Origin of the sequence: Burkholderia sp. AU30198 (assembly GCF_020419825.1) — a bacterium.
Lineage (GTDB): Bacteria > Pseudomonadota > Gammaproteobacteria > Burkholderiales > Burkholderiaceae > Burkholderia.
The window spans coordinates 104,734-129,463 of the sequence record NZ_JAIZSA010000007.1; the positions used below are offsets into that span (position 1 = coordinate 104,734).

General features: G+C 66.9%; 20 protein-coding genes and 1 pseudogene. 10 read left to right on the top strand and 11 right to left on the bottom strand.

The window, feature by feature from the left end; all coding sequences use genetic code 11:
• Nucleotides 1–493: 493 nt before the first annotated feature.
• From LGN19_RS17120 to LGN19_RS17130, 3 genes are read left to right on the top strand one after another with little or no spacing between them, the layout of a single operon-like run.
• Complete coding sequence (locus tag LGN19_RS17120; RefSeq protein ID WP_226216454.1) at nt 494–1,639, top strand: glycosyltransferase family 4 protein; 1,146 nt, start codon at nt 494–496, stop codon at nt 1,637–1,639.
• Nucleotides 1,639–2,205 carry a hypothetical protein gene (locus tag LGN19_RS17125; RefSeq protein WP_226216182.1) on the top strand — a complete coding sequence of 189 codons (567 nt, stop codon included), beginning with the start codon at nt 1,639–1,641 and terminating at the stop codon, nt 2,203–2,205. Before LGN19_RS17120 ends, LGN19_RS17125 begins: the two co-directional genes overlap by 1 nt.
• 23 nt (nt 2,206–2,228) lie before the next feature.
• Nucleotides 2,229–2,972 (top strand): polysaccharide deacetylase family protein, encoded by a 744-nt coding sequence (locus tag LGN19_RS17130; protein WP_122948477.1) that lies wholly within the window; start codon nt 2,229–2,231, stop codon nt 2,970–2,972.
• Between the two features lie 18 nt (nt 2,973–2,990).
• Here the strand turns inward: LGN19_RS17130 and LGN19_RS17135 are convergent, their stop codons facing one another.
• The 4 genes from LGN19_RS17135 to LGN19_RS17150 form a co-directional block, all read right to left on the bottom strand.
• On the bottom strand, nt 2,991–4,247 hold the full coding sequence (locus LGN19_RS17135; protein WP_226216184.1) for an MFS transporter: 1,257 nt from the start codon (nt 4,245–4,247) through the stop codon (nt 2,991–2,993).
• Between the two features lie 306 nt (nt 4,248–4,553).
• On the bottom strand, nt 4,554–5,492 hold the full coding sequence (locus LGN19_RS17140) for an alpha/beta hydrolase (protein WP_122948475.1): 939 nt from the start codon (nt 5,490–5,492) through the stop codon (nt 4,554–4,556).
• A 2-nt stretch (nt 5,493–5,494) separates the two neighbouring features.
• Nucleotides 5,495–6,379, bottom strand: coding sequence for an alpha/beta fold hydrolase (locus tag LGN19_RS17145; protein WP_175222120.1), 885 nt, complete (start codon nt 6,377–6,379; stop codon nt 5,495–5,497).
• Nucleotides 6,380–6,409: 30 nt separating this feature from the next.
• Nucleotides 6,410–7,465: a sugar phosphate isomerase/epimerase family protein gene (locus LGN19_RS17150; RefSeq protein ID WP_226216186.1), complete on the bottom strand. Its 1,056-nt coding sequence runs from the start codon at nt 7,463–7,465 to the stop codon at nt 6,410–6,412.
• Nucleotides 7,466–7,575: 110 nt separating this feature from the next.
• Here LGN19_RS17150 and LGN19_RS17155 point away from each other — a divergent pair, with 110 nt between their 5' ends.
• The gene (locus LGN19_RS17155) at nt 7,576–8,181 is read left to right on the top strand and encodes a TetR/AcrR family transcriptional regulator (RefSeq protein WP_226216188.1); all 606 of its coding nucleotides are present in this window, start codon (nt 7,576–7,578) and stop codon (nt 8,179–8,181) included.
• A 27-nt stretch (nt 8,182–8,208) separates the two neighbouring features.
• On the opposite strand, the gene LGN19_RS17160 is transcribed toward LGN19_RS17155, so the two are convergent.
• Nucleotides 8,209–9,696, bottom strand: coding sequence for a PucR family transcriptional regulator (locus LGN19_RS17160; RefSeq protein ID WP_226216189.1), 1,488 nt, complete (start codon nt 9,694–9,696; stop codon nt 8,209–8,211).
• 98 nt (nt 9,697–9,794) lie between these two features.
• Here LGN19_RS17160 and LGN19_RS17165 point away from each other — a divergent pair, with 98 nt between their 5' ends.
• The 5 genes and pseudogenes from LGN19_RS17165 (at nt 9,795) to LGN19_RS17185 (ending at nt 13,962) form a co-directional block, all read left to right on the top strand.
• The gene (locus LGN19_RS17165) at nt 9,795–10,250 is read left to right on the top strand and encodes a MarR family winged helix-turn-helix transcriptional regulator (protein ID WP_226216190.1); all 456 of its coding nucleotides are present in this window, start codon (nt 9,795–9,797) and stop codon (nt 10,248–10,250) included.
• Nucleotides 10,251–10,342: 92 nt separating this feature from the next.
• Nucleotides 10,343–10,990, top strand: coding sequence for a paraquat-inducible protein A (locus tag LGN19_RS17170; RefSeq protein ID WP_226216191.1), 648 nt, complete (start codon nt 10,343–10,345; stop codon nt 10,988–10,990).
• Nucleotides 10,987–11,640: a paraquat-inducible protein A gene (locus tag LGN19_RS17175; protein WP_226216192.1), complete on the top strand. Its 654-nt coding sequence runs from the start codon at nt 10,987–10,989 to the stop codon at nt 11,638–11,640. The genes LGN19_RS17170 and LGN19_RS17175 overlap by 4 nt, the downstream gene beginning before the upstream one ends.
• Nucleotides 11,633–13,285: an intermembrane transport protein PqiB gene (locus tag LGN19_RS17180; RefSeq protein WP_226216193.1), complete on the top strand. Its 1,653-nt coding sequence runs from the start codon at nt 11,633–11,635 to the stop codon at nt 13,283–13,285. Before LGN19_RS17175 ends, LGN19_RS17180 begins: the two co-directional genes overlap by 8 nt.
• Nucleotides 13,282–13,962 (top strand): annotated as a pseudogene (locus tag LGN19_RS17185) (membrane integrity-associated transporter subunit PqiC). The gene LGN19_RS17180 and the pseudogene LGN19_RS17185 overlap by 4 nt, the downstream one beginning before the upstream one ends.
• Nucleotides 13,963–14,285: 323 nt before the next feature.
• Here LGN19_RS17185 and LGN19_RS17190 read toward each other — a convergent pair.
• The 6 genes from LGN19_RS17190 to LGN19_RS17215 form a co-directional block, all read right to left on the bottom strand.
• Nucleotides 14,286–14,756 carry a MarR family winged helix-turn-helix transcriptional regulator gene (locus LGN19_RS17190; RefSeq protein WP_226216195.1) on the bottom strand — a complete coding sequence of 157 codons (471 nt, stop codon included), beginning with the start codon at nt 14,754–14,756 and terminating at the stop codon, nt 14,286–14,288.
• Nucleotides 14,756–16,240 (bottom strand): MdtP family multidrug efflux transporter outer membrane subunit, encoded by a 1,485-nt coding sequence (locus LGN19_RS17195; RefSeq protein ID WP_226216456.1) that lies wholly within the window; start codon nt 16,238–16,240, stop codon nt 14,756–14,758. The genes LGN19_RS17190 and LGN19_RS17195 overlap by 1 nt, the downstream gene beginning before the upstream one ends.
• On the bottom strand, nt 16,237–18,330 hold the full coding sequence (locus LGN19_RS17200; protein WP_226216196.1) for an FUSC family protein: 2,094 nt from the start codon (nt 18,328–18,330) through the stop codon (nt 16,237–16,239). Before LGN19_RS17200 ends, LGN19_RS17195 begins: the two co-directional genes overlap by 4 nt.
• Before the next feature lie 7 nt (nt 18,331–18,337).
• Complete coding sequence (gene mdtN / locus LGN19_RS17205) at nt 18,338–19,393, bottom strand: multidrug transporter subunit MdtN (protein WP_174956614.1); 1,056 nt, start codon at nt 19,391–19,393, stop codon at nt 18,338–18,340.
• Nucleotides 19,394–19,407: 14 nt separating this feature from the next.
• Nucleotides 19,408–19,713 carry a YtcA family lipoprotein gene (locus LGN19_RS17210; protein ID WP_226216198.1) on the bottom strand — a complete coding sequence of 102 codons (306 nt, stop codon included), beginning with the start codon at nt 19,711–19,713 and terminating at the stop codon, nt 19,408–19,410.
• A gap of 307 nt (nt 19,714–20,020) precedes the next feature.
• A complete protein-coding gene (locus LGN19_RS17215; RefSeq protein WP_226216200.1) occupies nt 20,021–21,103 on the bottom strand; it encodes a porin in 1,083 nt (360 codons plus the stop codon).
• 846 nt (nt 21,104–21,949) lie between these two features.
• Here LGN19_RS17215 and LGN19_RS17220 point away from each other — a divergent pair.
• Nucleotides 21,950–24,676 carry a LuxR C-terminal-related transcriptional regulator gene (locus tag LGN19_RS17220; protein WP_226216201.1) on the top strand — a complete coding sequence of 909 codons (2,727 nt, stop codon included), beginning with the start codon at nt 21,950–21,952 and terminating at the stop codon, nt 24,674–24,676.
• The last annotated feature ends 54 nt before the right edge of the window (nt 24,677–24,730 follow it).

A 24,730-nucleotide genomic window follows, 5' to 3' on the forward strand; every position in this document is an offset into this window, starting at 1 on the left:
GCCATGGCGGACAAGGGGGGGCATTCTAACGCAAATGCCCCCCTGGCTTTCAAATTTGAAAGTCGATCGGGTTGATCTGCGTCCGGATGCCGTCCAAAAAGCCGGTTTTGTCGCGATCCAGCCCGCATCCTGCGCGATCAGGCAGGTAATCGGGCCACATCACCGTTCGCGCCGGGGCCACCACGATTCACGCGCCGGCGGCAGGAACCGCGTCACCGGGATTCCCCCTCCTCCCCGCCGGCATCGCACCGCGTGACGACTCCGCAAGCGTTCGCGACACATCCTCACAAAGATGCGCAGACCTTGACACTACGATACGTAATGCTTCTGTAATATTTTGAAACGATTCGCATTGCCGCCACGCCCGGGCGTCGATGCGCACGCCCGCATCGGCAACACGGAACCGGGTTCGGGTCATGGCTTTCAACGGGTTGAGGCATTCATTTTTTAAGCAGTCCTGCTCAATGAAGGAGCGAGGAAAGGCGGCATCGTGATGAACATTCTGTATACCAACTTCCACGGCGACTACGGCGGCGGCCAGGACACCTACGTCCGCGATCTCGCTGCCGCGATGAGCCGGCATCATCGCGTGACCGTCGCGTCGCCGGAAGGCAGCCGCCTGTCGCGACTGTTGAAGGACAGTCCCGACGTGGCCATCTTCGACATGGAATTCAAGCCGCGCTGGAACCGGCTGTGCCAGGAAATCGTCCGGCTGCGCCAGCGGATCGTCGCCGAGCGCTTCGACGTCATCCATGTCAACGGCGCCGCCGATCACCGGCAGGTGATGCTCGCGCTGCTCGGCTGCCGGTATCGGCCTGCGGTGGTGCTCACCAAGCACAACACCTATCGTGCCGACAGCTTCGGCAACGTGCTGCGCGCACGCCTCGCCACCGACCACACGATCGCGGTCAGCGACTACGTGGCGGGCATGCTCGCGCGCCAGTCGCCCTATGGCAACGTCACGGTCGTCAAGCACGGCGTGCGCCGGCAGGCCGCGGAACGACTGGCGAGTGACGAAATCCGCCATCGCAAGATCGCGTTGTTCGGGCCGGCCAGCGCGGACGCGATCGTGCTGGGCAGCAGCGCCGGCACCACGCCGGAAAAAGGCTGGATGGACCTGATCGCGGCGCTGGGCCGCCTGCCCGAACACGAGCGCGAACGGTTTCGCGTGCTGCTGATCGGCGCTGAGCCGACCGCCGAGCAACGTGAACAGATCGCGCACCACCGCATGGCGGCGCGCACCGCTTTCACCGGCCGCCTCGACGACGTGCGCGCGCCGTTCTCGATCATCGACGTGTCGTTCGTGCTGTCGTACCAAGAGAGCCTGTCGTATGCGTGCCGCGAAGCGATGTCGTTCGGCTGCCCCGCGATCGTGACGCGCGTGGGCGGGCTGCCCGAGAACGTCGAGCCGGGCGTGGACGGCTGGGTGGTTCCGCCGCGCGAGCCGGAAGCAATCGAGGCAATCCTGCGCGCGATCGTGCGCGAGCCCGGGTGCGTGCGCGAGATGGGTCGCAGCGCGCGGCTGAAGGGCAAGCGCGAGTTCTCGTTCGAACGATTCGTCGACGCGACGCTGTCCGTCTATCAGAAATCGATTCGACACAACCCCAATCGTCGGGTGACATCCTTGAGGTCCGTTTAATGGCAATGAACATCTGGAAGAAATACTGGGATCTGCGCACGCAGGAGTGCCCGTGCGACGTGCACTTCATCGAATGGCTGGAATCCGTTCGCCTGAACGGCATCCGCATCTATCACTTCGGCACCGGCGGCCACCATCATGTCGGCCTCGAATGCGCGCGGCCGCACCTGAACAACACCGTCTTCGGCGTGACCGCGTCGCCGAAGGAATACAAGTCGTACGTCGATCTCGTCACGCGGCAACCGGAGGTGAGCAAGACCTATCTGGCCTATTTCGGCGACATCTATACGAGCAACTCGGACCTGCTGCCCGCGTTCGACGTCGTCACGCTGTTCCATCTGTGCGAATTCCGCGACGAGACGAACAGCCGCTACGGCGCGAAGACCGACGCCGAAGTGCTCGACCTGTTCGCCCGCCATACCGCGCGCGAAGGCCACCTGCTGTTCTACAAGGGCTCGTCGGCGTACCGGCAGGCCGAGCCGATCATCGAGCAATGGGCCGCGAATGCCGATTTCGTCGAAATCGGCGACTTCAAGACCCTGCGGATTTTCCGCAAGGCCGCGTAATTCCCCGTTCTCGCGACCCGCTCATGCTGCTGCCCGCCCCACGCTACCCGATCCTGATGTATCACCAGATCCGCACGCTGCCGCCGCCGACCGACCGCCTGCGCAGCCTGAGCGTCGCGCCCGATGCGTTCCGCCGCCAGATGACGCTGTTCAGGCGGCTCGGCTATCGCGGCCTGAGCGTGCGCGAACTGCAGCCGTACCTGCGCGGCGAGCGCAGCGGGAAAGTGTTCGGCATTACGTTCGACGACGGCTTTCTCAACGTGCTGACGCATGCGATGCCCGTGCTGGACGCGCTCGGCTTCACCGCGACCTGCTACTTCGTCGCGGGCCGGTTCGGCAGCGAGAACGACTGGGATGCGGGCGCCGATACCGCACGCTCGCCGCTCATGACGTGCGCGGACATGCTCGCCTGGCGCGATCACGGCCATGAAATCGGCTCGCATACGCTCGATCACGTCGCGCTGTCGCACGTACCGGCGCACGTGTCGGACGTGCAAATCACCGAATCGAAGCGGCGGCTCGAAGCGTTCAGCGGCCAGACCATCGAATCGTTCTGCTACCCGTACGGCGATCTGGACCCGCGTGTGCGCGACCAGGTCGTCGCCGCGGGTTACCACCACGCGACGACGACGCGGCGCGGCTGCGCCGATGCGGACGACGATCGGTTCCTGTTGCCGCGGATTCCGGTCGCGGGCGGTGTCGGTGCGCTGCGGCTGTGGTTCAAGTGCGCAAAGGCGCGGATTCGGCGGCGCCGGTCGCTTGCGTGACATCGACCGTCGCCCTGGCTATTCCGGCCGCTGCCTGCCGAATGCGAGCAGACCGGCCAACGCGATTCCCATAAACAGGATCCATCCCGGCGCGAGCACCGTCCAGCCTGCGGCGATGCTGCCGATGAAGTTGCCGAGCATCCCGCCGATCGCCCACGAAATCGCCGACGCGCCGAAATAGCGGCCGGCATTGCCGTCCGTCGTCAGGTCGGCGAGCGCAATGTTCGATGCGGGAAGAATCAGGCTCTCGCCAAACGTGAAGACGATCGCAATCACGACCAGGATCACGAGCGACGCCTCCGCGCCCCGATCGCGAGTGAACAACAGTGCCGCAATCGCAAAGCAGCCGCACAACGCGGCATGCCCGATCACCATCATCGCGCGCCAGTTCGTGCGCTGAAACCAGCCCATGCCGAGCCAGGCGGTGGCGATTCCGATCAGCGCGTTCGTGATGTAGAACGGTCTCACGCCGTTAAAGCCGTGTGCGCCATGCGAAAAGGTCAACGGGATGAAGACGTAAATCTGCGTATACACGGTCCAGAACGGAACAAGCGCCCAGCAGAGCCGGCGGAACCGCCTGTCGCCAAACGCGGCCAGCACACCGCGCAGCGGGTGCGCTGCGGCCGCGGGGCGCCGGCTTCGCCCCGCGATCCACGGAGCAATCAGCGCGAGCGCCGTGAACACCGCGCCGCTCACCAGAAACGGCAGTGCCCCGTTCGTGTTCGGCACGACGATCAGTAGCGCCGGGCCGATCAACGCGCCGAGATTGAGCGCCAGATTGTTCAGTGCGAACACCTTGGGGCGCACCGCGCCATCGAGCGAGCCGAAGATCGAATACGCGGTCGTTTCGTAAAGCGCCGCCCCCAGCCCGGACAGGCACGCCCACATCAACAGGCCCGGCAGCGACCGCGCCAACGCGAATCCGACGAACCCCACCGCACGGCAAAGCAGGCCGAGCGTGGTCAGCACGCGACTGCTGAAGCGATCCGTCGAGGCACCCAGCACCAGCGGCAGCAGCCGGCTCGCCAGCAGATTCACCGTCAGCACGCTGGCGACGCTACTCGCGTCCAGATGACGCTCCATGTCCAGGAACGCGGCAAGCAGCGGCAGCGACCCGAACACCGACAGATTCACGAGGAACTGGAAGATCAGCAGGACCCGCGTCGACGCCGGCACGCCTTCCGCGATTCCCGTGAGCCAGGCAGCCGGCTTGTTGTCCTTCTGGCGAAACGGGTCGACTCTGTCGCCGGACACCCGGCGATCGCAATCATCCATCATGTTCTCCGCTGACGTTCGATGCCGGCCAGACGGAGCATGAAAAAAGCCCCGTCCGTTTCCGGCGGGGCTTGGGGTGGGTTCGACACACTGGCCTACGACGCGCAACCTCCTCCCGGCCCGCCATTGGCGGTCGTGGTGGTAGTCGTGGTCGTGACGAAACGTGCGTTCATGTGACGAATCTAGTCAACCTGCTGCCGGACGTCAATACGTCCACCGTGTGGCCTGTCAGAGACGAAGCTCGCCGAAACCACGGAAAACGCGCCGGTCTTCCCGATTTCGCGCACGCACCCTTCGGCCATGCGCTCACCGCCGGAACGCCCGGCGCATCTGCGCGCCGGCCACGTCGAACACCTGGCGGGCGGCCGGCGTCACGCCGACCATGTGGATGCACGCATGGATCATCCCCGGCAGCACGACGCAATCGGCCGGCACGCCGGCTTCCCGCAATCGCTCGGCATACGCCTGCGCGTCATCGCGCACCGGGTCGTACTCGCACGCCAGCAACGTGGCCGGTGGCAAACCCTCGAACGAAGCCGCCCGCAGCGGCGACACACCGGGTGAGCTGCCGTCGTCCGCATCGGCCAGGTACAGGTCGAAGCAAACCCGCATGATCTCTTGCGTCAGGTAGTAGCCCTGCCCGCAAGTCCGATAGGACGTCGCGCTCATCGACGCATCCAGCGGCGGATACAGCAACAGCTGATGCGCGATCGCCGGGCCGCTCCGCTCCCGTGCGACCAGGCAGGCAGCCGCCGCCAGGTTGCCTCCGGCACTGTCGCCGCCGACGGCGATGCGCGCCGGGTCCAGCCCCAGGGCGCCCGCCTCGCGGAATACCCAGTCCAGCGCATCGCAGAAATCCTCCAGCGGCACCGGAAACGGGTGCTCCGGCGCAAGCCGGTAATCGACCGACAGCACGACGCATTGCGTCGCGTTGGCCAGCGCGCGGCAAGGATTGTCGTAAAGCTCGAGCGTGCCGAGGCACCACCCGCCGCCGTGCGCATAGACGATCGCCGGCTGGCCTGCCACGCGCGCCGATGTCACCGCCGGCCAATAGGCCCGCACGCGAATCTGCCGCCCGTCGCGCGTGGGCACCGCGAAGGTTTCCGTACGGTCGACCGCTTCCAGCGGTCCATGCCAGCCCCGCAGTGCCGTATCGGTGGCTTGCCGCAACGCGTCCAGCGACGCAGGCGGCTCGCCCCCGGCCAATCGCTCCAGCAGCGCGGCGATGTTCGCGTCGATCGGCATGGTCAGCGGCTCCGTTCCAGGAACGGCAGCAGATGGCCGATGAACGCGTCCGGCGCCTCTTCCATGATGAAGTGGCCGCAATCGGGGACGACCGCGCCCTGCAGATCCGTCGCGTTGTCGCGCATCGTGACCAGCGGCGCATCGTTGGTCGCATGTTCGGCACCGATGGCGAGCACCGGCATCGCCAGCTTGTGCTGCGCCCGCTCGCGGTTCTGCCGGATCGTCTCCGGAATCGCGCGGTAATACGAGAAGCCGCCACGCAAGCCGCCCGGCGCCGCATAGGCGTCGATATACACATCGACGGCCACGCAATCGCGCCGGAACGACCAGCGGTTGAACATGAACTCCAGATAGGCCCGCTCACGTCCGGCAATCAGCGTCTCGGGCAGATCGGCCAGCTGGTTGAACATGAAATGCCACAGGAAGATGTTCTCTTCCGGCGGAGCGAAGATCGACGGCGCGGGCGCCAGCCCCGGAATCACGGCCTCCGTGAGCGCCAGCGACTTCACGGCCTCGGGCCGATCGCTCGCCAGCGCATAGGCCACCCACATGCCGACGTCGTGGCCGGCCACCTGGTACACATCGAAGCCGAGCTGCACCATCACGCGATGCAACGTGGCCGCCGTGTGCCCCGTGTCGTAACCCGCATCCGGCCGGTCGGAGTAGCCGGTGCCTGGCGGATCGACCGCGATGGCCATGAAGCCGCGCGCGGCGAGCGCCTGCATCACATGACGCCATGCGTACCAGGTTTGCGGCCATCCCGGAATCAGCAGGACCGGGGTGCCGACGCCGGCCGTGACGCAATGAATGCGCTGGCCGTCGATGCGGACGTATTGATGGGCAAAGCGTTGAGCGTCGGCGAACGACGACTGAAGTTGAGCGGACATATCGATGGTTCCTCGCAATGGGGGGCCGGCTCAGGCGATGCCGAGCATGTCGTGGATTTGCTGTTGATTGACCGCGGCACCGGCGAAGTCGTCGAAGACGCGCTCCGTCACCCGGATGATGTGGTCGTTGATGAACGCGACGCCTTCGCGCGCGCCGTCCTCCTGATCCTTGAGGCAGCATTCCCACTCGAGGGTTGCCCATCCTGTGTAGTCGTACTGAGCAAATTTCGAAAAAATCGCCTTGAAGTCGACCTGACCGTCGCCGAGCGAGCGGAAACGGCCGGCACGCTCCAGCCACGAGCTGTAGCCGCCGTAGATGCCCTGACGGCCCGAAGGCAGAAACTCGGCATCCTTCACATGGAACATGCGGATGTGTTCGCGATAGATATCGATGTAGGCCAGATAGTCGAGTTGCTGCAGCACGAAATGGCTGGGATCGAACAGCATCTTGCAGCGCGCGTGCTGGCCGACCAGCGCATGGAAGCGCTCGAAACTGACGCCGTCGTGCAGGTCTTCGCTGGGGTGGATCTCGTAGCAGAGGTTGACGCCGTTTTCATCGCAGACGTCGAGAATCGGCCGCCAGCGGCGCGCCAGTTCGTCGAAGGCCGTCTCGATCAGGCCGGCGGGCCGTTGCGGGAACGGAAACAGGTACGGCCACGCGAACGAGCCCGAAAAAGTGCCCATGTCGGTCAGCCCCAGGCGGCGTGACGCCCGCGCCGCCAGCTCGAGCCGATCCAGCGCCCATGCGGTGCGCGCGGCCGGATTGCCGCGCACGGCCTCGGGCGCGAAGTTGTCGCACATGGCGTCGTATGCCGGATGCACGGCGACCAGTTGCCCGAAGATATGCGTGGTCAGTTCGCTGATCTCCAGCCCGTGTTCGGCCAGCATGCCCTTCACGTCATCGCAATAGGCCTGGCTTTCTGCAGCGGTCTCCACGTCGAACAGCCGGCCGTCCCACGCGGGAATCTGCAGCGCCTTGAAGCCGACGCCGGCCGCCCATTGCGCGATATTCGGCAAGCTGTTGAACGGCATCGCATCGTCGGCGAACTGCGCGAGATGGAGACTGGGGCCCTTGAGAGTACGCATGATCAACTCCTATTGTTTGTTGATCGACAAAGAATAGAATGCCGGAACGGTGCGTGTCAACACGGCGCGCGATAAAATCGGCGCACGATGTGACGACGGACGAAAGGGATATGGCGGGACGACCGAGAGAATTCGATCGCGACATGGCGCTGAAACGCGCGATGCTCGCGTTCTGGCGACGCGGCTACGAAGGCACGTCGATGTCCGACCTGGTCGAAGCGATGGGCATTGCGTCGGCGCGCATCTATGCCGCCTTCGGCAGCAAGGAAGCCCTGTTCCATGAAGCCGTGGCGCTCTACGAACAAAGCGAAGGCGGCTTCGCCGATCGTGCGCTCGGCGAGGAAACCGACGTCCGCGCGGCCGTCGAGCGGATGCTGCGCGACGCCGTCGCCGCTTATACGAAGCGTGGCCAGCCGCACGGCTGCATGGTGGTCTCCGCCGCGACCAACTACTCGGCCGAAAACGAAGGTGTCATGGAATGGCTGGCCGCCCATCGGCGCGCACGCACGCAATCGATCGCCGAGCGCCTGCAGCTTGCCGCCGCGCAGGGGCAGCTCGCGCCGGGCACCGACATCAAGGCGCTGGCCGATTTCTATGCGACGCAGCTGCACGGCATTTCCGTGCAATCCCGCGACGGGGTATCGAAAGAGCGCCTGCTCGCCGCTATCGGGCCGGCGATGATGCCGCTTGCGATGGCGGTACGCGACAACGCGTGACGCGGCCCGACGCGCCGCCCCGGCCGGTCATTTCGCGCTTGCGCGCCCTCGCCTCGGTTTCGGTTTCGGTTCGGGTTCGACCGGCTCGGTCGCCACGCTCCCGGACGGGGCGTGTCTCAGTTTGAGCGCGATGTCGAGTTGCGCGATCCACCCGGGATCGTCGAGCGACGCGCCCAGCAGGGTTTCGATGCGCTCCAGCCGATGGATCAGCGTATTGGGATGAATGTTCAGGCGCTCGGCCGTCACCCTGCGCCGCTGCCCGCTCTCGAAATAGGCGGCGAGCGTCGCGATCAGATCCGCCTCGCCCGACAACTGCTCGATCAGCGAAACCAGGTAGCGCAGCACGTTGGGCGTGCCGCGCACGCTTTCCTCGATCGCGATCGACGAGTACCGGTGGATCCTGCGGGACTGCCCGTCGCGCGGCGCGAAGTCGACGGCCTTCAGCGCCTCGGTGACCGACGCGGCCCAGCCGTCCGCACCATGATTCATTAGGCCGATCCCGATGTTGCGCATGCGCGGTTCCGCACCGACGAGGCGCGCCGCCCGCTCGGCGACGAGCTGGTCGCAGCGGCTGAGCGTATCGCCGCGCGTGCACGGCACCCAGATCACCAGCCGTTCGCGATGCCACGCATGCACGAGCGCCTCCCGCGCCACTTCCAGATGCCGTGCCGCAATCAGGACGAGCCGTTCGAGTTCGTCGTACCGGACAACCGGCGGAAGATCCCGGAGGTCGGCGTCGATCGCGAGTGCGACGCGCGGTGACGTGGCATCCAGTCCGAGCGCGGCGGCCAGCTCCGCAAACATCGCGGCATCGCCGGATGCATGGAAGATCACGTCGCGGAACTGATGCAGCAGCGATTCACGCCACCAGGCCTGCTGGTGCTGCTCGGCCATATAGGCTTGCGCGGTGATCTGCGCCTGCTCGTCGAAGAAGTCGAACAGATACGGCGACACGTCGAACAGCAATTCCTCCGCGAGTGCCGGGTCGGCCCGGCCAAGCTCGGCACTCACCCGCCAGATCTCGCGCGCGCCAAGCTGATACGCACGCAGGATCGACTGCAGCGGCACATTCTGGTGCACGCGGCGCCGCGCCGATTCCTGCAACGCGTCGATGACCTCCGCCGAACAGGGCTTCCCCGTCAGTAACGACCGGAGGCACAGATCCGTCTGCAGCGACATCGCTTCGAAGATGTCGTTTCTGACGGTCGGTGCGAGGTCCCGGTAGCCCTCGAGCTTCATCAGGATTGCATACGCGCTCTCGACGATCACGGCGCGGTCGTCCGCGAGCTCGGCAAGCTTGTCGCGCAGGCGCGAGCTGAGGGGGGGAACGATGACTGGCATGGTCGGCTTGGGTCGCAATGGAATGGACAGGCACGGCGCGGCGCTGTGACTGCGTAGGCGAAAGTATCGCGGAATTGCCCGGCGGTGGCATGGCCAAGGCCGGTCGCGTTGTGAATATCGACAATTGCGTTGTCGGATTTTCCAATTTTCCCGCCGGCCCCGCACGCTTACCATCGAAACCGCACCTTGCCCAGCGCGCACGGTGGTGGATATCGACCGGATGCGCGTGTCGCGTCGAATGCAGGGTGATGCCGAATATGTTCGAGAACCTTTTGTCCTTCAGCCGAGGTGGCACACCGCGCCACGTCGACAGCTTCCGGTTGCTGCTGGACGTCCGTGTCTCGATCGAGCGCATGCTCGACCAGCGCATGCTGACGACACTCGGGATCTCCTTCTCCCAGGGCAGCGTGCTCGTCCAGCTCGCGGGGGGCGAAACCGTCTCGCAACAGGATCTCGCGAAGGCACTCGGCTGCGGTACGAGCCGGATCTCGCGCCTGCTGCACGATCTCCCCAACCGCGAATGGGTCGTCTGCCGTCCGGGCAGCGACGACCGCCGCACGCGGAACCTGTCGCTGACGCCCGCCGGCCTCGCGCTCGCGCGGCAGATCCCGTCGGTGCTCGCCCAGGCCGGGCAGGCCGTACTCGGCCGCTTGTCCGCCGAGGAACGACGCGTGCTCGGCGCCTCGCTGGCCCGCATGCTCGACGAAGTCCGGAAGCCTCGCCGTTGACCCGCGCAGGCCTCGGTGCGGCCCGTTCATGCCGCCATCGAGACGCCGCGCTTTTCCGAATTTTTCGATAGAACCGAAACGAATCACGTCACGTGTCCCAACCTGCCTTGATTGTTTGCCATACCTGCGATGCGGTGCTGAACAAGCCGCGCCTCGCAGGCAAAGCAACCGCCCGCTGCCCGCGCTGCAACGAACGGCTCTACCGCGGCCATGCCGCGCAGCTCGACCGGATCTGCGCGCTCACGCTCGCGGCCCTGATCGCGTTCGCGATCGCCCAATGTTTTCCGATCCTCGAAATGAACGTCAGCGGCATGCACGTGCAGACCACGCTGACCGGTGCACTCGATGCGCTGTGGCGCCAGGACATGCGGATCGTCGCGGTCATGGTGTTCTGTTCCGCGCTGCTGTTTCCGCTGGTCGAGCTGGCCGCGCTCCTCTACCTGCTGGCCCCGCTTCGCGCCGGCCGGATCCCGCCGGCCTTCGACATCGTGTTGCGGGCGATCCAGCTCGTCCGCCCGTGGGGCATGATCGAGGTGTTCATGCTCGGCATTCTCGTCACGATCGTGAAGATGGTGAGCCTCGCGCAAGTCGTGCCCGAGGCGGCGCTGTTCGCGTTCGCGACGCTCACGCTGCTGCTCGCCGTGGCCGCGGCGTTCGACCCCCGCGCGCTGTGGGACGTGGCCGATGCGCTGCGCGAGCGCGCGGCGGGCGGCCCGGCACGTCGCGCGACCGCACGATGAAGATCGTGACCGCTCGCCGCGCGGGTGTGACGGGCTGCCACGCGTGCGGCCGCGTACAGCGGCATGCGCAGCCGGACGCCGGGCACCCGCATGCCACCCCGGCCCGCTGCACGCGCTGCGGCACGGCGCTGCACGCGCGCATCCCGAATGGCCTCGCGCGCACGTGGGCACTGCTGATCGCCGCCGTGATCCTCTATATCCCGGCCAACCTGCTGCCGATGATGCACACGACCTCGATCGTCGGTTCGCAGGACGACACGATCATGAGCGGCGTCGTCTATTTCTGGGTGTCGGGCGAATGGCCGCTCGCCGTCGTCGTGTTCGTCGCGAGCATCCTCGTGCCGATGCTCAAGCTCGGCGTGCTCTTCATCCTCGCTTTCACCGCACAGCGCCGCTCCGCCTGGCGGCCGATGCAGCGCACCCGGCTTTACCGGATGGTCGAACGGATCGGCCGCTGGTCGATGCTCGACATCTTCGTCGTGACGCTCACCGCCGCGCTCGTCCATTTCCGCTCGCTGGCGACGATCACGGCCGGCCCCGGCGCGCTCGCGTTCGGTTCCGTCGTGATCCTCACGATGCTCGCATCGATGCAGTTCGATCCCCGCCTGATCTGGGATCCAGTCGAAACTTCTGGGAAACACCATGAATAGTCCGCAAGGCCCGCAACACGATTCGCACGCGGAACGCCCCGGGAACGGCCAACCGTTCCCGTCCGTCCCCGATCCCGTCATCGCGACACGCGCCGGATGGCTGCCGTCGCTCGTCTGGCTGGTGCCGCTCGTCGCCGCGCTGATCGGCATCGGGCTGGTCGTCAAGTCGGTGCTCGAACGCGGGCCCGAGATCACGATCAGCTTCCGCAACGCCGATGGCCTCGAACCCGGCAAGACCCGGGTGAAATACAAGGATGTCGAAATCGGCACCGTCAAGGCGATCAAGCTTGCCAAGGACTTGTCGCACGTGCTGGTCGACGTCCAGCTCACCAAGGACGCCGACACCTTCGCCGTGAAGGATTCGCGGTTCTGGGTCGTGCGGCCGCGGGTCGGCGCAAGCGGCGTGTCGGGCCTCGGCACGCTGCTGTCCGGCGCGTACATCGGCGTCGATGCCGGGCGCTCGAAAATCGACGCCACCGCGTTCAGCGGACTCGAGACACCGCCAGCCGTCACCGGCGACCAGCGCGGCACGCAATACACGCTGCGCGGCGATTCGCTCGGCTCGATCGATATCGGCTCCCCCGTCTACTACCGGCGCGTGCAGGTCGGGCAAGTCGTCGGCTTCTCGCTCGACCCGCTCGGCACGGGCGTCACGTTCACCGTGTTCGTCAATGCGCCGTACGACCAGTATGTCCACACGAACTCGCGCTGGTGGCAGGCGAGCGGCGTCGATCTGCGGCTCGATTCGAGCGGCCTCAAGCTCAACACGCAATCGCTCGCGACCGTGATTCTCGGCGGCATCGCGTTCCAGGCACCGGTCGACCAGCCAGCCGGCGCCGTTGCCACGCACGATACGGTCTTCGCGCTCGGCGCGGACGAGACGCAGGCGATGCGCGATCCGGACGGCGAACGCGTGCCGGTCGTGATGAACTTCAACCAGTCGCTGCGCGGGCTGAGCGTCGGCGCACCGGTCGACTTCCGCGGCATCGTGCTCGGCGAGGTCACGAATATCGGCATCGACTACGACCCGAAAACCAAGGGCTTCACGATGCCGGTGACGATGAACATCTACCCCGAGCGCCTCGGCAAGCGCTTCCGCGATACGATCCGCAGCAAGGGCGAACCCGCGCGCCGCGAAATTCTTCAGCGACTCGTCGAGCACGGCCTGCGCGGCCAGTTGCGCACGGGCAACCTGCTGACGAGCCAGTTGTACGTCGCGCTCGACTTCTTCCCCGCCGCCTCGGCCGTGAAACTCGATGTCAATCAGGAGACGATCGAGTTGCCGACCGTGCCGAACACGCTCGACGAATTGCAACTGCAGGTCGCCGACATCGCGAAGAAACTCGACAAGGTGCCGTTCGACCAGATCGGCGCCAACCTGAACAGCACGCTCGCCAATGCCGACAAGCTGTTCAAGCAGCTCGACACGCAGGTCGCGCCCGCGGCACGCGATACGTTGTCGGCCGCGAAGCAGACGTTCACGACCGCCGAAGCCACGCTGCAGCAGGATTCCCCGTTGCAATCGGACGTACGCGGCGCACTGAAGGAACTGACGCAAACGCTCCGTTCGCTGAACATGCTCGCCGACTATCTCGAACGCCACCCCGAATCGCTGCTGCAAGGCAAACCCGGAGACAAGCAATGAACGCACGCACGCCACGCCTCGGCCAGCTTCTCGCGCGGGCCGGCGCGACCCTTGCCGTGGCCGCGACGCTCGCCGGCTGCGCGTCGCCGCCGGCCCGCTTCTACACGCTCGCCGCCGACGGATCGGCCGCCACGCCCACCGCGTCGGCCAATCCGGCCTTCCTGATCTAGGTACCTGCCGTCGGCGTCCCCGAGCAGGTTGCGAAGAATCAGTTCGTCGTGCAGAAAAGCATCGGGCAAGTCGATGTACTCGAGCAGGAACGCTGGGCGTCGGCGCCGGCCGACGAGATTCGCAGTGCGCTTTCGTCGGCGCTGGCGCGTCAGCTCGATACGATCGACGTCGCCCATTCGGCTTACCCGCCGGGCGTACCCGTCTACCGGGTCAGCGTGGACGTACAGCGGTTCGAATCGTGGCCGGGCCAGCGCGCCGTGCTCGATGCCGTGTGGAGCGTGCGCTCGCTCTCCAGCCAGCGCGTCACGACCTGTCACACCCACGCGACCGTACCGGTGACGGCGGGCTACGACGCGCTCGTGACCGGGCACCGTCAGGCGATCGGCCAGCTTGCGACGGAGATCGCCGGCACGGTACGCGCAATGGCGACCGCGCAGCGCATCGCCAAAAACGTCGATACGGCGTCGCCGGCCATGCGCTGCCCTTCCGAACCCGAACAGTCATGACGCCCGCCGGCACCGCGCCGACGCAGGGGCGGCGCCGGCAAAAGCGGCTGTTCCGCGCATCGCGCCGCTTGAGCGCGACCGGGGACGAACGCCAGGCTGCGTGTCCCGACTCGACTCATTGAAGAGATTGGCTGATCGACCTCCGGCTGATCGACCTCCCGCTGCTCAACCGAAGCAAGCGAGGTCTGCGAACGATGCAGGCAGGCAACAGGCGCAATCGAGCGCATGCCGCGCATGCGCGCCTTCCGACATCGACGACGCGCGCATCGAGGCGGGCCGATTTCACTGCATTGAGAGAGGGTGACGATGGCGACAACGACGCATCACGCGTCGCGCTCGCCGAGTATCCGCTGAAGAAGCCTTGCGAGGAACATCCGCTCCTCCACCGTCAACGGCTCCAGGGCGACGGCCTCTGCTTCCGCGATGATGGCAGGGACACGCTCCGCGATGGCCATGCCTGCCGGCGTGAGCGTCAGCACCAGTGCCCGGCGATCCCGGTCATCCCGGCACCGCACGATCAGCGCGCGACGTTCGAGATCCTGCGCCAGACGCGTGAGGCGGCTGGTGCCGCACCCGAGCACGCTCGCGAGCCGCTGGCACGACATCGCGCCGCCGCGTGCGAGCTGAACCAGCGCACGCCCCTGCGACGAGCGGATACCGAACGCCGCCAGCATGGTCTGGTCCAGCACGTGCTTGATCGCGAGCTGCGCGCCCAGCATCGTGCGAAATCCATCCGCCTCGCGCGATGCGTCACCCAGGCCGGAGCGTGCGAGCGGGTCGGGCACGTACTGCATTACCGCGGGTTCAGGACAACAGGCGCGTCCGACCGGTAGCCGCCGCCGAGCGCCTTCGCCAACGCGATGTCCTGGCCGATTCGCCGGCCGTCGATGTCGAGCAGCGCAATCCGTTCCTGAATGACGGCCTGCCTCGCCTCGACCGCAGTCAACTGGCTCGCCAGCCCGCGCTGGTAGTGGGCCTCGGCGCTGTCCTCGGTGAACGTCACCGCGCGGATCTTCTCGGTTTGCAGGGCCGCCTCGGTGTCGAGATCCTGCAGCCGGCTGCCGCTCGTGGCCACGTCGCGCACGGCGTTCAGCACCGACTGGTTGTACTGCAGGATCAGCAGGTTGCTCGCGGTGCGGGCGTTGCCGAGGTTCGCGTTGAGCCGCCCCCCGTCGAAGATCGGCAGGGTCAGGCCAGGCACCAGGTTGATCTGCTGGCTGGCATGCGTGAACAGGTCGGCCAGATGCAACGCATTGACGCCGAAGAATGCCTTGATGTCGAAGCTCGGATAGAACGCGGCCTTCGCCGCGTCGATCTTGTCGAACGACGCTTCGACATACCAGCGCATCGCCTGCAGATCCGGGCGGCGCGCCAGCAGTTCGTACGACAGCGTCGCAGGCAACGCGGACGGTGGCGCCGGCAACGGCACGGGCCGGATCTCGGCGAGATCGTCCGGCCCCGCTCCGATCAGCGCGCGCAGGGCTTCGCGCTGCTGCGTGATGCGCCCCCGGGCGGCCACGATCTGCCGTGCCGCGGCCAGCTGCTGCGCGCGGGCGACCTCGGTCTGCGTCTGTGGCTCGAGCCCCCGCGCCGCCCGCGCGGCGTGCGCATTCAGAGAAAACGTCGCGACGTCCTGCAACTGCTGCAGCAGCTCGATGAGCCGATAGGTGGTCTGGATACCGTAGTAAAGCTGCACCACGTCCGCGGAAAGCTCCAGTTCGACGGCCGATGTCTCGACCACCCGCGCGTTGTGCACCCCCAGCGCAGCCGCCACCTGTGCGCGCGCCTTGCCCCAGATATCGATGTCGAGGCTCGCGCCGAGACCGACGATGCCTTCCGTGTACCAGGGCCCGGTTGCGCCAATGAGCGGTTCATTTCCTGAATAGGCGCCCAGGAAGCCGTTGCCCGACACGCGCTCGCGGTCCACCGAGGCCAGTGCCCCCACCTGCAGGCCGGTGCCCGATTTCACGAGGTCGACGTCGGCCTTGGCCTGCGACACGCGCGTCCGCGCGATCGCCATCGTCGGCGAATCGGCCAGCGCACGCCCGACCAGCGCGTCCAGTTGCGGATCGCCGTAGCGCGTCCACCAGCGCGCCGACGGCCAGCCGTCCTTCGCCAGATGGATGTCGTCGGCCAAGCGGATGCGCTCGGCGTCGAGCGTCGCCGCCGGCTTCACGTCATGACGGATCAACGCACAGGCGGACAGGCCGCACAGCAACACCGCGACGGAGATACGGCGCAACGATGAACGGAAGGGACGAATCAACGAATCAGTCATGCTTGCGAAGCTCGAGAAGTCAATACTGGACCGGCGGGTTCCGGCGCCCAGGCGGGCAAGCCCGAGATCTGGCCGGCCAGGCTTTCGGCCCGGGTCGTCAGCCGGTCGTACGCGGCCCGCAGGGCATCGGTCGGCCCGGCCGCAAGATCCGCCGCGCAGCATTCGGCCAGCGCATCGAGCGACGCGCGCGGCGGCGCGCTCACCGTCAGCGGATGCGCGGCCAGCGCGTCCGCGTAGCCGTCGATGCATGCGGCCAGCTCGTGCTGGAAGGCGGTTGCCGCGGTCGCGGTTCGCACCGGCCACGACGCACGTCGCTCCGCGCCGAACGCGTCGACCGCCAGCAGGATTTCCCGGGACCGGGCCAGCAGCGCCTGCATGCGCAGGGTCAGGCCTTCGTGCTCGCCGTCCGCCATCTGCCATCCCGGCTCGAGCGCGACGCGCGCCGACATCGCCTCGCTGTCGCCCAGCTCGCTCCAGAGGCCGACGGGCACCGGCTGAACCGTCTCCGCACGGAGATGCTCGCCGATCCGGCGCAGCAGCCGCGCGGCGCGCTGGCGCAGCGCTTCGCCTTCCGCCTCGGGCCACAGGCACGCATGGACGACCGTCGACACGACGACACCGAGCAGGATCCCGATCATCCGGTCGCGGATTTCGGTGAGATCGGTGGTCGGGCCGAATTTCTCCAGCAAGGCCAGCGCGAACGTAAACACGATCTGCGTGCCGGCATAACTGATGCGTTCCGACCCGGCGGACACCCACGCGCCCAGTGCCACCACCGGCAACGTCATCATCAACAGGCCGACGATATCGTCGAGATGCGGCACGACCCACACGACCATCGCGAGCGCCAGTGCGCTGCCGACCGCGGCGCCGCCGATCCGGAGCGCCGCCCGCTGGGTCGTGGCGCCGAGGCTCGGCTGAGCAACGATCAGACAGCTCAGCATCATCGTGTGAATGCCGGGCCAATCGGTCGCGACATAGAAGACGTAGCTGAGCAGCGCGGCCATCAGCGTCTTCAACGCGAACTGCACGTAGGCGGGATTGGTCAACGCGTCGGGAACCAGCAGGCGCGCCTTCTCGGCCGGAGACGGGGCGGCCGGCGGGGCGGCGGATCGATCCGCGAACGCCAGCAACGCGTCGCGCATTTCCGCCAGCGCGCCGGGCAAGCCGTCCGTCGGCAAGTCGAGCAGCGACGGCGGCGCGACGAATCGCGCGCCCGTTTCGATCGCGTCGCCGAGACCGCGGCATGCGTCGCGCAGTGCGCGTATCGCGTCTGCCGTCGTGCCGGCCGCGGCGTCCTGCAGATGGCCGGCCGCCGCGTACAGGCGGGACACCGTCGCCACCCGTGCGAGATGCAGCGCCTGATTCGCGCGATACGACGCATCCCGCATCGTCGCAAAGCGCAGCAGCTTCTGGAGCGTCAGCACACCGGCCTGGATGTCACGCGCGCCCGGCCCGCCGGCCGCCGATGCGCGATGGTCGAGCCGGGCCAGCGCCGCATCGATCGCCGCCAGCTGGCCGCGCATGGCCGCCTCGAGCTGACGCACCGGTTCCGCGGGCAGGAACAGCGTATTGATCGCGAGCGTCACCGCGATCGCGTAGTTGACCGCGACCCACACCCACAACGTGGTGCGCACCAGCAGCTCGGCCTGGTCGGTTCGATCGACGAACGTCTGCACGTAAATGACGACGATCGCGACGATGAAGAACACGACCCCGATCTTCGCCACCCGCATCATGTAGACGCTGAACAGGAACAGCGCGCTCGCGAGCAGAATCCGCAGCAACGGATAGTCGTAGGTGAACTTGAGCACCAGGATCGCGCTGCCGACCGCCACGGTCGAGCCGATCACGAACAGCACGCCGATCAGCCGCGTCACCACCACGTTCGCCTGCGTCACATAAAACACGACGATCAGCGACAGCGCCAGCAGCGGCACCTGCAACGCCATCGACGCGACGATGACGAGCGCGCTCGCGAGCACGCAGCGCAGTGTCACGTTCAGGCGCCCCGGGTACGGCCGGATTTCGCCGCCGATGAAGCGGGCGAAGCGCTGCAGGCGGCTCGCGGCGGGATGCCCGGCGCTCATGTCACGCTCACCGTGCCGCATCGTGCACGGCGGCACCCGGCCGCAGCGTGGCCACCGCCGAGGTGCCGATCCGGAACGTCTCGGGGTCCGGGTTCCGCACCGCGATCTTCACCGGGAAACGCTGCGACACGTGCACCCAGTTGATGCTGCGCGCCACGCGCGGCAAGCCCTCCAGCACCACGCCGCCGTCGTCGGGCAACACCCCGTAGCTGATCGAATCGATCGTGCCGTCGAAGCGCCGGCCCGTGTCGCTCATCAGGTAGACGGTGGCCGGCATGCCCGCGCGCACGTCTTTCAGGTCGGTCTCGCGAAAATTGGCGATCACATACCAGTGACGCGTATCGATCAGCGTGAAGACCGGCTTGAGCGCGGATGCGAACTGGCCGACCGTCGTGCGCAACGCAGCCACCCGGCCGTCGAACGGTGCGCGCACTTCGGTGAACTCGAGGTTCAGCTCCGCGAGGGCGATCTGCGCATCGACTTCCGCGCGCTGCGCCACCAGCGCATCCACGCCGCTCACGGCCGCGGCCGCCTGCTGCGCCTGCAGCATCGCCGCGTTCAGCTCCGCCTGCGCCGCCCGTTGCGCGGTACGCGCCCGATCGACCTCTTCCGCCGACGTATAGCCGTGCGCGAGCAGCGGCTCGACGCGATGCAGCGTATCCGTCGCCTGGTTGGCCTGCGCGCGCGAGCGCTCGACCGCCGCCTTCACGGAATCGGCGTTGTACTGCTGCGCATTGACCGAGCGCTGCGTCAGGGCGATCTGCCTGTCGAGCGTGACCCGTCGGGCACGCGCCTGATCCAGCGCGTCCTGGTAAGGCCGCGGGTCGATCCGGAACAGCAGGTCGCCCCGCTTGACCGGCTGGTTGTCGCGTACCGGCATCTCGACGATCTTGCCGTTCACTTCCGGCACGACGTTGATCGTGTCGGCATAGACATAGGCGTCGTCGGTCGTCGGCGCACGATCGAGACGCCACAGGACGACGCCGAGCAACACCAGCGCGGTCACCACGATGAGCCAGGTAACGATGGACTTTTTGCGCGATGCGCCGGAAGCGTCGGACATAACGGTACGCGTGATCAGTGAGGAAAGAAGAGCAGCCAGAACGCCATCGCGAACACCGCGGACAGTGCGGGGTAGCCGATCGCCACCGGCGCGAGCAGATCGCGCTTGCCGCACTTGCCCAGCACGACGTGGACGACCACGGTGCCCAGCACGCCGCCGACGATGCAGAACAGCCAATCCGGAAAAGCCGCGCCGAATACGGCAACCGACGGCGCGGGCGCGCATCCTTCGAGCAACAGGCTTGCTGCAATCGAAACGATGGTCAGGGCGATGGACGAACGCATCTGCAAGGTACTCACGACAACGGGCAGGGACGGCATGACGGGATGCCGGCGAATGGCTTCATGGATTGAACGAACAGGGCGCGAGAACGCGCGGGCGGGTGGCCGCGACAGCCGGACGCGGGTTCCGCCGCCTGGCGGAACACCTGTCGGGCCGGGATCGGGCACCGCGCGGCTCGATCTCCGATGTTAGAGGGCGGGGCACGGCCGGAGAATCGTGAAATCGCACAACGACACTGTGAAAATCTCCAATGCCGGGCTTCGCCGGCCGGCGCCGTGCCGCCGGTCGAGTCTCGCGAGCATGCCGCCGGGGTGCGGCCTCGGCACCCCGACGGCGCGTGCCGGCCTAGAACGTATGACGCAGGCCGACCACCGTACCGACGGTCGTACCGGGCCCCTCGTGCAGCGCACCGTTGATCGCGAGCCCGGTATTCATCAGGCCGTGGTTGTGAACCACGCCGACCTGCCCGTATACCGTCGTCGCTTTCGACAGGAAGTACCGCAGCCCGATCGCGGTCAGCACCGAGCGGTTGCCGGTATCGTTGCCGTCGCTCGTCACCCATGCGCCCGCATCGGCTTCGACGGCAGGCGTGATGGTGTAGCTTGCGCCGGCGCCGTACACGCGGCTGTCGAACCCGCCGCTCACCTTGTAGAGCGCATAGGAACCCTTGACGGTCAAGTCGCCGAAACTGTATGCCGCGCCGATGGTGCGGCCGGTAAACGGGACGGTGCTGGGAATCGGCGTCCCCGCCGTGCCGCCCGCGTTGCCGTTGTAGAGCGCCGCCGTGACGAGGAATCCGCCTCGCTGGTATTTGAGGCTCGCCGAATACTGCCGCCCCGCCTGGAAATCGCCCGCCTTCCCGCCCAGTCCGAACATCACGCTGCCCTGGAAGCCGGCGATGTCCGGGCTCGTGTACGACACCGCGTTCTGGTTGAACAGCCCCGTCACCAGCACGCTGTCGACATAGATGACGGCACCGCTGCCGAAATACGCCACGTCGCGCGGATCGGTGCCGATCAGCGACAGCACGAACGGCGAGTATTGCAGGCCGGCCTTGACCGACCCGAATCCGCCGCTCAACGCGATCCACGCCTGGCGGCCGAACATGTTGCCGTTCGAATTGCCGAACCCGCCGCTCGGGATGTCGATGCCGCTTTCGAGGACGAACGTGGCCTTCATCCCGCCGCCCAGATCCTCCACGCCCCGCAAGCCGAATCGCGATGCCGACGCGGCGCCGTCGACCATCGCGAACTGGTGGCCGGCGTTCGCGCCGGTCGCCGGATTCAGCGACTTGTTCGTGTAGAGCACGGCGGCATCGAGCACGCCGTAGAGCGTGACGCTGCTTTGCGCATGCGCCATGCCGGACGTCGCGCCCAGCGACGCAGCAATGGCCAGGCCGAGCGTTCCCTGACGCCATGTCGATTTCATGTCTATCCTCCAACCCAAGATCGTTATTTTCAATGTCGCGTCACGGCTGGATGCCGATCGGCGCTTTCGCTACACGTCACAACAGGTCCGTCACGGCCGGTTCTCGCGCCGCGCGGATGCTTCCCGATCCGGACGCGTCACGTCCGGCAGAAACTGAACATGCGTCGACGCGATCGACGACGCACATGACCTTCATCGACGGCATTGCATGTCGAACGACAGGCAATCGCCGCGGGCCATCCGGCATTCGCTACCGAGGCGATCGAGCCGTCGGCGCCCGTGCCGACCCGCGCGGGCCAACGTTGCGGCCGCGGCCATGGCAGGCCGATCCGGCCCGATGCCGCACTCGGCTGAGGAAGGGAAAGGCGGGCGCCATCGCGCGACGGGCGGCGCCGCGCACGATGGCGCCCGTGCGTCAGGAGGCGAACCTCGTCGGGCCCGCAGGGGGGATCGGCAGCAGGCAGGTACAGGTCGATGACGTCTGACCGATCGGCGATGCGGTAGGCACAAAGGACTCCTTGACATACTTCCGGTAGGGCTCGATTCGACGAAGCACGTCGGTCACGACGTCATGCGAAACGAGGATGACCGTATCGCAGCGCCGGATCGACGTGAACTGAATGCAAGACTAAAAGCAGGCCCGGTGGATGTGCCCCCCTCCAAAGGGGAGGCCGGCGCGTGGCGACGGGGGGGCGCGATGCGACTCCCCCCCTACCGTGGGAAAACCCTCATCGCAGTGGTGGCGACTATCATTAACATGATGTGGTGCATTCCGGACTCTCCCCCATGAACTTGCCGTCCGAATCCGATGAGCCTCGTTGGAATCTCTCGCTGATACAGACAAAAATGGCGCCGCCGCGCCCGCCCCGGTTCCGCGTCGCGCGGCGGACGCTGTCGAAGAAACTGGCCGCGGCGGCCGAGCACGCAGTCACGCTGGTGATCGCGCCGGCAGGGTTCGGCAAGACCACGACGTTGTCCGAATGGTGTGAAGTGCTCCGCACCCGCCATCAGCTCGTCGCGTGGCTGAGTCTCGACCAGGACGACGACAATCCCGATCAGCTCGGCGCCTACCTCGTGGCTGCGTTGAACCACGGCACGGGCGGCATCGGTCAGCAGGCCGAAAAGCTGTTGCGCAACGATCCGATGACGCCCGGCAAGACCGTCATCTCCGTGCTACTCAACGAGATCGCCGCGTGCGGCAAGCAGGTCTTTCTGATCCTCGACGATTTCGACCGGCTCACGTCTTCCCCGGTATGTGCGGTGGTGTCGCGCCTGTTGCGCTACGCGCCGGCCAATTTCCACGTGCTGCTCGGCGTGCGCGGTGAGCCGAGGCTGGCGCTTGCCCAGCTCCGGACTCACGGCCAGCTTCTGCGGATCGACGAATCGGACCTGCGCTTCTCCGCGGACGATGCGCAGGCGTTCTTCGCGCGTACCGCCACCGCGCCGCTCGACCGCGGCGCCGTCGAGATGCTGACCGACGCGACCGAAGGATGGATCACGGGCTTGCAGCTCGCGTCGTTGTCGCTGAAGGAAGAAGCGGACGCCACCAAGGTCGCGCGCGATCTCGCCGGCAATCGATTCGGCATCGACGCCTATCTCGACGACGCCGTCCTGTCGCACCTGCCGCGCCCCGTGTATCAGTTCCTGCTGCGGACATCGATCGTCGATCACCTGAGCCCAGGCCTCTGCGACGCCATCATGGGCGCCGGCGCCCGCAGTTGGGAAAAGCTCGACTGGCTCGAGCGTCACAACCTGTTCATCCGCGCGCTCGACGACGAGCGGCAATGGTTCCGCTATCACGCGCTGCTGTCCGACGCGCTGCGGCGGCGTGCCGCCCGGCAACTGGCCGATGAATTGCCGCGAATTCACCAGCGCGCCAGCCAGTGGTTCGCGAACGCGCGGCAATGGCCGGACGCCGTGCGTCACGCGCTCGCCGCCGGTGACACGCTGCAGGCCGCGATCTGGGTCGAGAACTGCGCGGCAGCCTTGATGGATCGCAGCGACGTCAACACGTTGTTGAGCCTGATCGGCAAGCTGCCGCGTCAACTGGTGAAGTCGCGGCTGCGCTTGCGACTGGCGAACGCATGGGCGCTTGCGTTCCTGATGCGCATGCCGGAGGCCGGCGACGTGCTGCGGCACGCGCAATCCGACTTTGCGCGCCATCATGCCGATCGCACACGGACGGAAGGCGAACCCGACACGGCGCTGCCCATCGAGATGATTGCCGTGGATGCGGCCATTTCCGGCTTCGACGACGACAGCTACCGGTCGCTCGAGCTGGGGCGCGAAGTCGTCCTCTCGTCGCTGCCCGCGTCCGCATGGGTCAGGCGGCTCGGGGAAACGGCGCACATCTTCGGCCTGATCTACGACAGCCGCTTCGACGAAGTCGAGCGGCTCAGGCAAGGCGCTGCCGCCGTCCCGGCCGACGATCACGACTTCATCTACGCCAACGTCTACCGCGAATGCATGTTCGGGCTGAACCTGCTGGTGAACGGCCGCCTGCCGGAAGCGGCCGCGCTGCTGGAATCGGCGATCGCGCATGCGGAGGCGAACGTGTTCCGCCATTCGGCGGCGGCGGCGGTTCCCGCGGGCTACCTGGCGGCACTCTGCTACGAGCAGAACGATCTGTCCCGCGCGCGGCAACTGATCAACGACCGCTCGGCCATCACGGCGGAAGCCTGCCCGCTCGGCTCCCTGTCGAGCTACTGCCGCACCGCGGCACGGCTTCATGCGCGCAACGACGACATCGCGTCCGCGCTGCTGTGCCTGCAACAAGCGAGCGAAATCGCCGCCTCCCGGCACTGGCTGCGCATGCGCGCGTCGTGCGACGCGGAGATCGTCCGGCTGTGTCTGCAGCAGGGCTGGGTCGATCGCGCCACGGAAGCCGCCGACGCACTGGACGCGCTGATGCCGGAGCAGATCCCGACGCCGATGGGCAGCTTCATCGAGACGTGGGCAAGCTGGTGCGAGATCGAGGCACGACTCGACCTCGCGACAGGCCGGCCGGACCGCGCGGCCGAACGGCTGCGCGAGTTGAGGACCACGCTCTCCCGTGCCGGGATGACCTACCTGGAAGCACGGATGTCGCTGTTGTACGCGGTGGCGCTCCAGCAGGAACACGCGCATGAGGCGGCGTCGGCCGCGCTGACGGACGCGCTGCGCTATGCGCAGCCGAACGGCATGATCGGCAGCTTCGTCGATGAAGGCGAACCCGTGCTGCGCCTGCTGACGACATGGAACCGCGATACGTCCGAGCGCAGCGGCATTCAACCGGCCTTCGTGGAGCGGCTGCTCGCCGCGTTCGATCCGCATCGCGCCCCGGCCGACGACGGCAACGCGCGCGACGCCCGGAACCTGCTCAGCACGCGCGAGATCGAGATCCTCAATCACATTGCCCGCGGCATGTCGAACAAGGAAATCGGACGGGCGCTGTGCGTCGCCCCCGAGACCATCAAGTGGCATTTGAAGAACATCTTCGAGAAGCTCAAGGTCGGCTCGCGCTTCGAGGCCGTCCAGAGCGCGCTCGGCGTGACACCGGCCGAGCGCGGCAAGGCCAGGGAAGCCAATTCCTGAAACAAACGCAACGTATCGTATTCCTGACGATCAGGTTATCCCACCCGGCATAAG

Coding starts and splice junctions, on each gene's coding strand:
- LGN19_RS17120 (WP_226216454.1), top strand. CDS start 494: ATGAACATTCTGTATACCAACTTCCACGGCGACTACGGCGGCGGCCAG.
- LGN19_RS17125 (WP_226216182.1), top strand. CDS start 1,639: ATGGCAATGAACATCTGGAAGAAATACTGGGATCTGCGCACGCAGGAG.
- LGN19_RS17130 (WP_122948477.1), top strand. CDS start 2,229: ATGCTGCTGCCCGCCCCACGCTACCCGATCCTGATGTATCACCAGATC.
- LGN19_RS17135 (WP_226216184.1), bottom strand. CDS start 4,247: ATGGATGATTGCGATCGCCGGGTGTCCGGCGACAGAGTCGACCCGTTT.
- LGN19_RS17140 (WP_122948475.1), bottom strand. CDS start 5,492: ATGCCGATCGACGCGAACATCGCCGCGCTGCTGGAGCGATTGGCCGGG.
- LGN19_RS17145 (WP_175222120.1), bottom strand. CDS start 6,379: ATGTCCGCTCAACTTCAGTCGTCGTTCGCCGACGCTCAACGCTTTGCC.
- LGN19_RS17150 (WP_226216186.1), bottom strand. CDS start 7,465: ATGCGTACTCTCAAGGGCCCCAGTCTCCATCTCGCGCAGTTCGCCGAC.
- LGN19_RS17155 (WP_226216188.1), top strand. CDS start 7,576: ATGGCGGGACGACCGAGAGAATTCGATCGCGACATGGCGCTGAAACGC.
- LGN19_RS17160 (WP_226216189.1), bottom strand. CDS start 9,696: ATGGTAAGCGTGCGGGGCCGGCGGGAAAATTGGAAAATCCGACAACGC.
- LGN19_RS17175 (WP_226216192.1), top strand. CDS start 10,987: ATGAAGATCGTGACCGCTCGCCGCGCGGGTGTGACGGGCTGCCACGCG.
- LGN19_RS17180 (WP_226216193.1), top strand. CDS start 11,633: ATGAATAGTCCGCAAGGCCCGCAACACGATTCGCACGCGGAACGCCCC.
- LGN19_RS17190 (WP_226216195.1), bottom strand. CDS start 14,756: ATGCAGTACGTGCCCGACCCGCTCGCACGCTCCGGCCTGGGTGACGCA.
- LGN19_RS17195 (WP_226216456.1), bottom strand. CDS start 16,240: ATGACTGATTCGTTGATTCGTCCCTTCCGTTCATCGTTGCGCCGTATC.
- LGN19_RS17200 (WP_226216196.1), bottom strand. CDS start 18,330: ATGAGCGCCGGGCATCCCGCCGCGAGCCGCCTGCAGCGCTTCGCCCGC.
- mdtN (WP_174956614.1), bottom strand. CDS start 19,393: ATGTCCGACGCTTCCGGCGCATCGCGCAAAAAGTCCATCGTTACCTGG.
- LGN19_RS17210 (WP_226216198.1), bottom strand. CDS start 19,713: ATGCCGTCCCTGCCCGTTGTCGTGAGTACCTTGCAGATGCGTTCGTCC.
- LGN19_RS17215 (WP_226216200.1), bottom strand. CDS start 21,103: ATGAAATCGACATGGCGTCAGGGAACGCTCGGCCTGGCCATTGCTGCG.
- LGN19_RS17220 (WP_226216201.1), top strand. CDS start 21,950: ATGGCGCCGCCGCGCCCGCCCCGGTTCCGCGTCGCGCGGCGGACGCTG.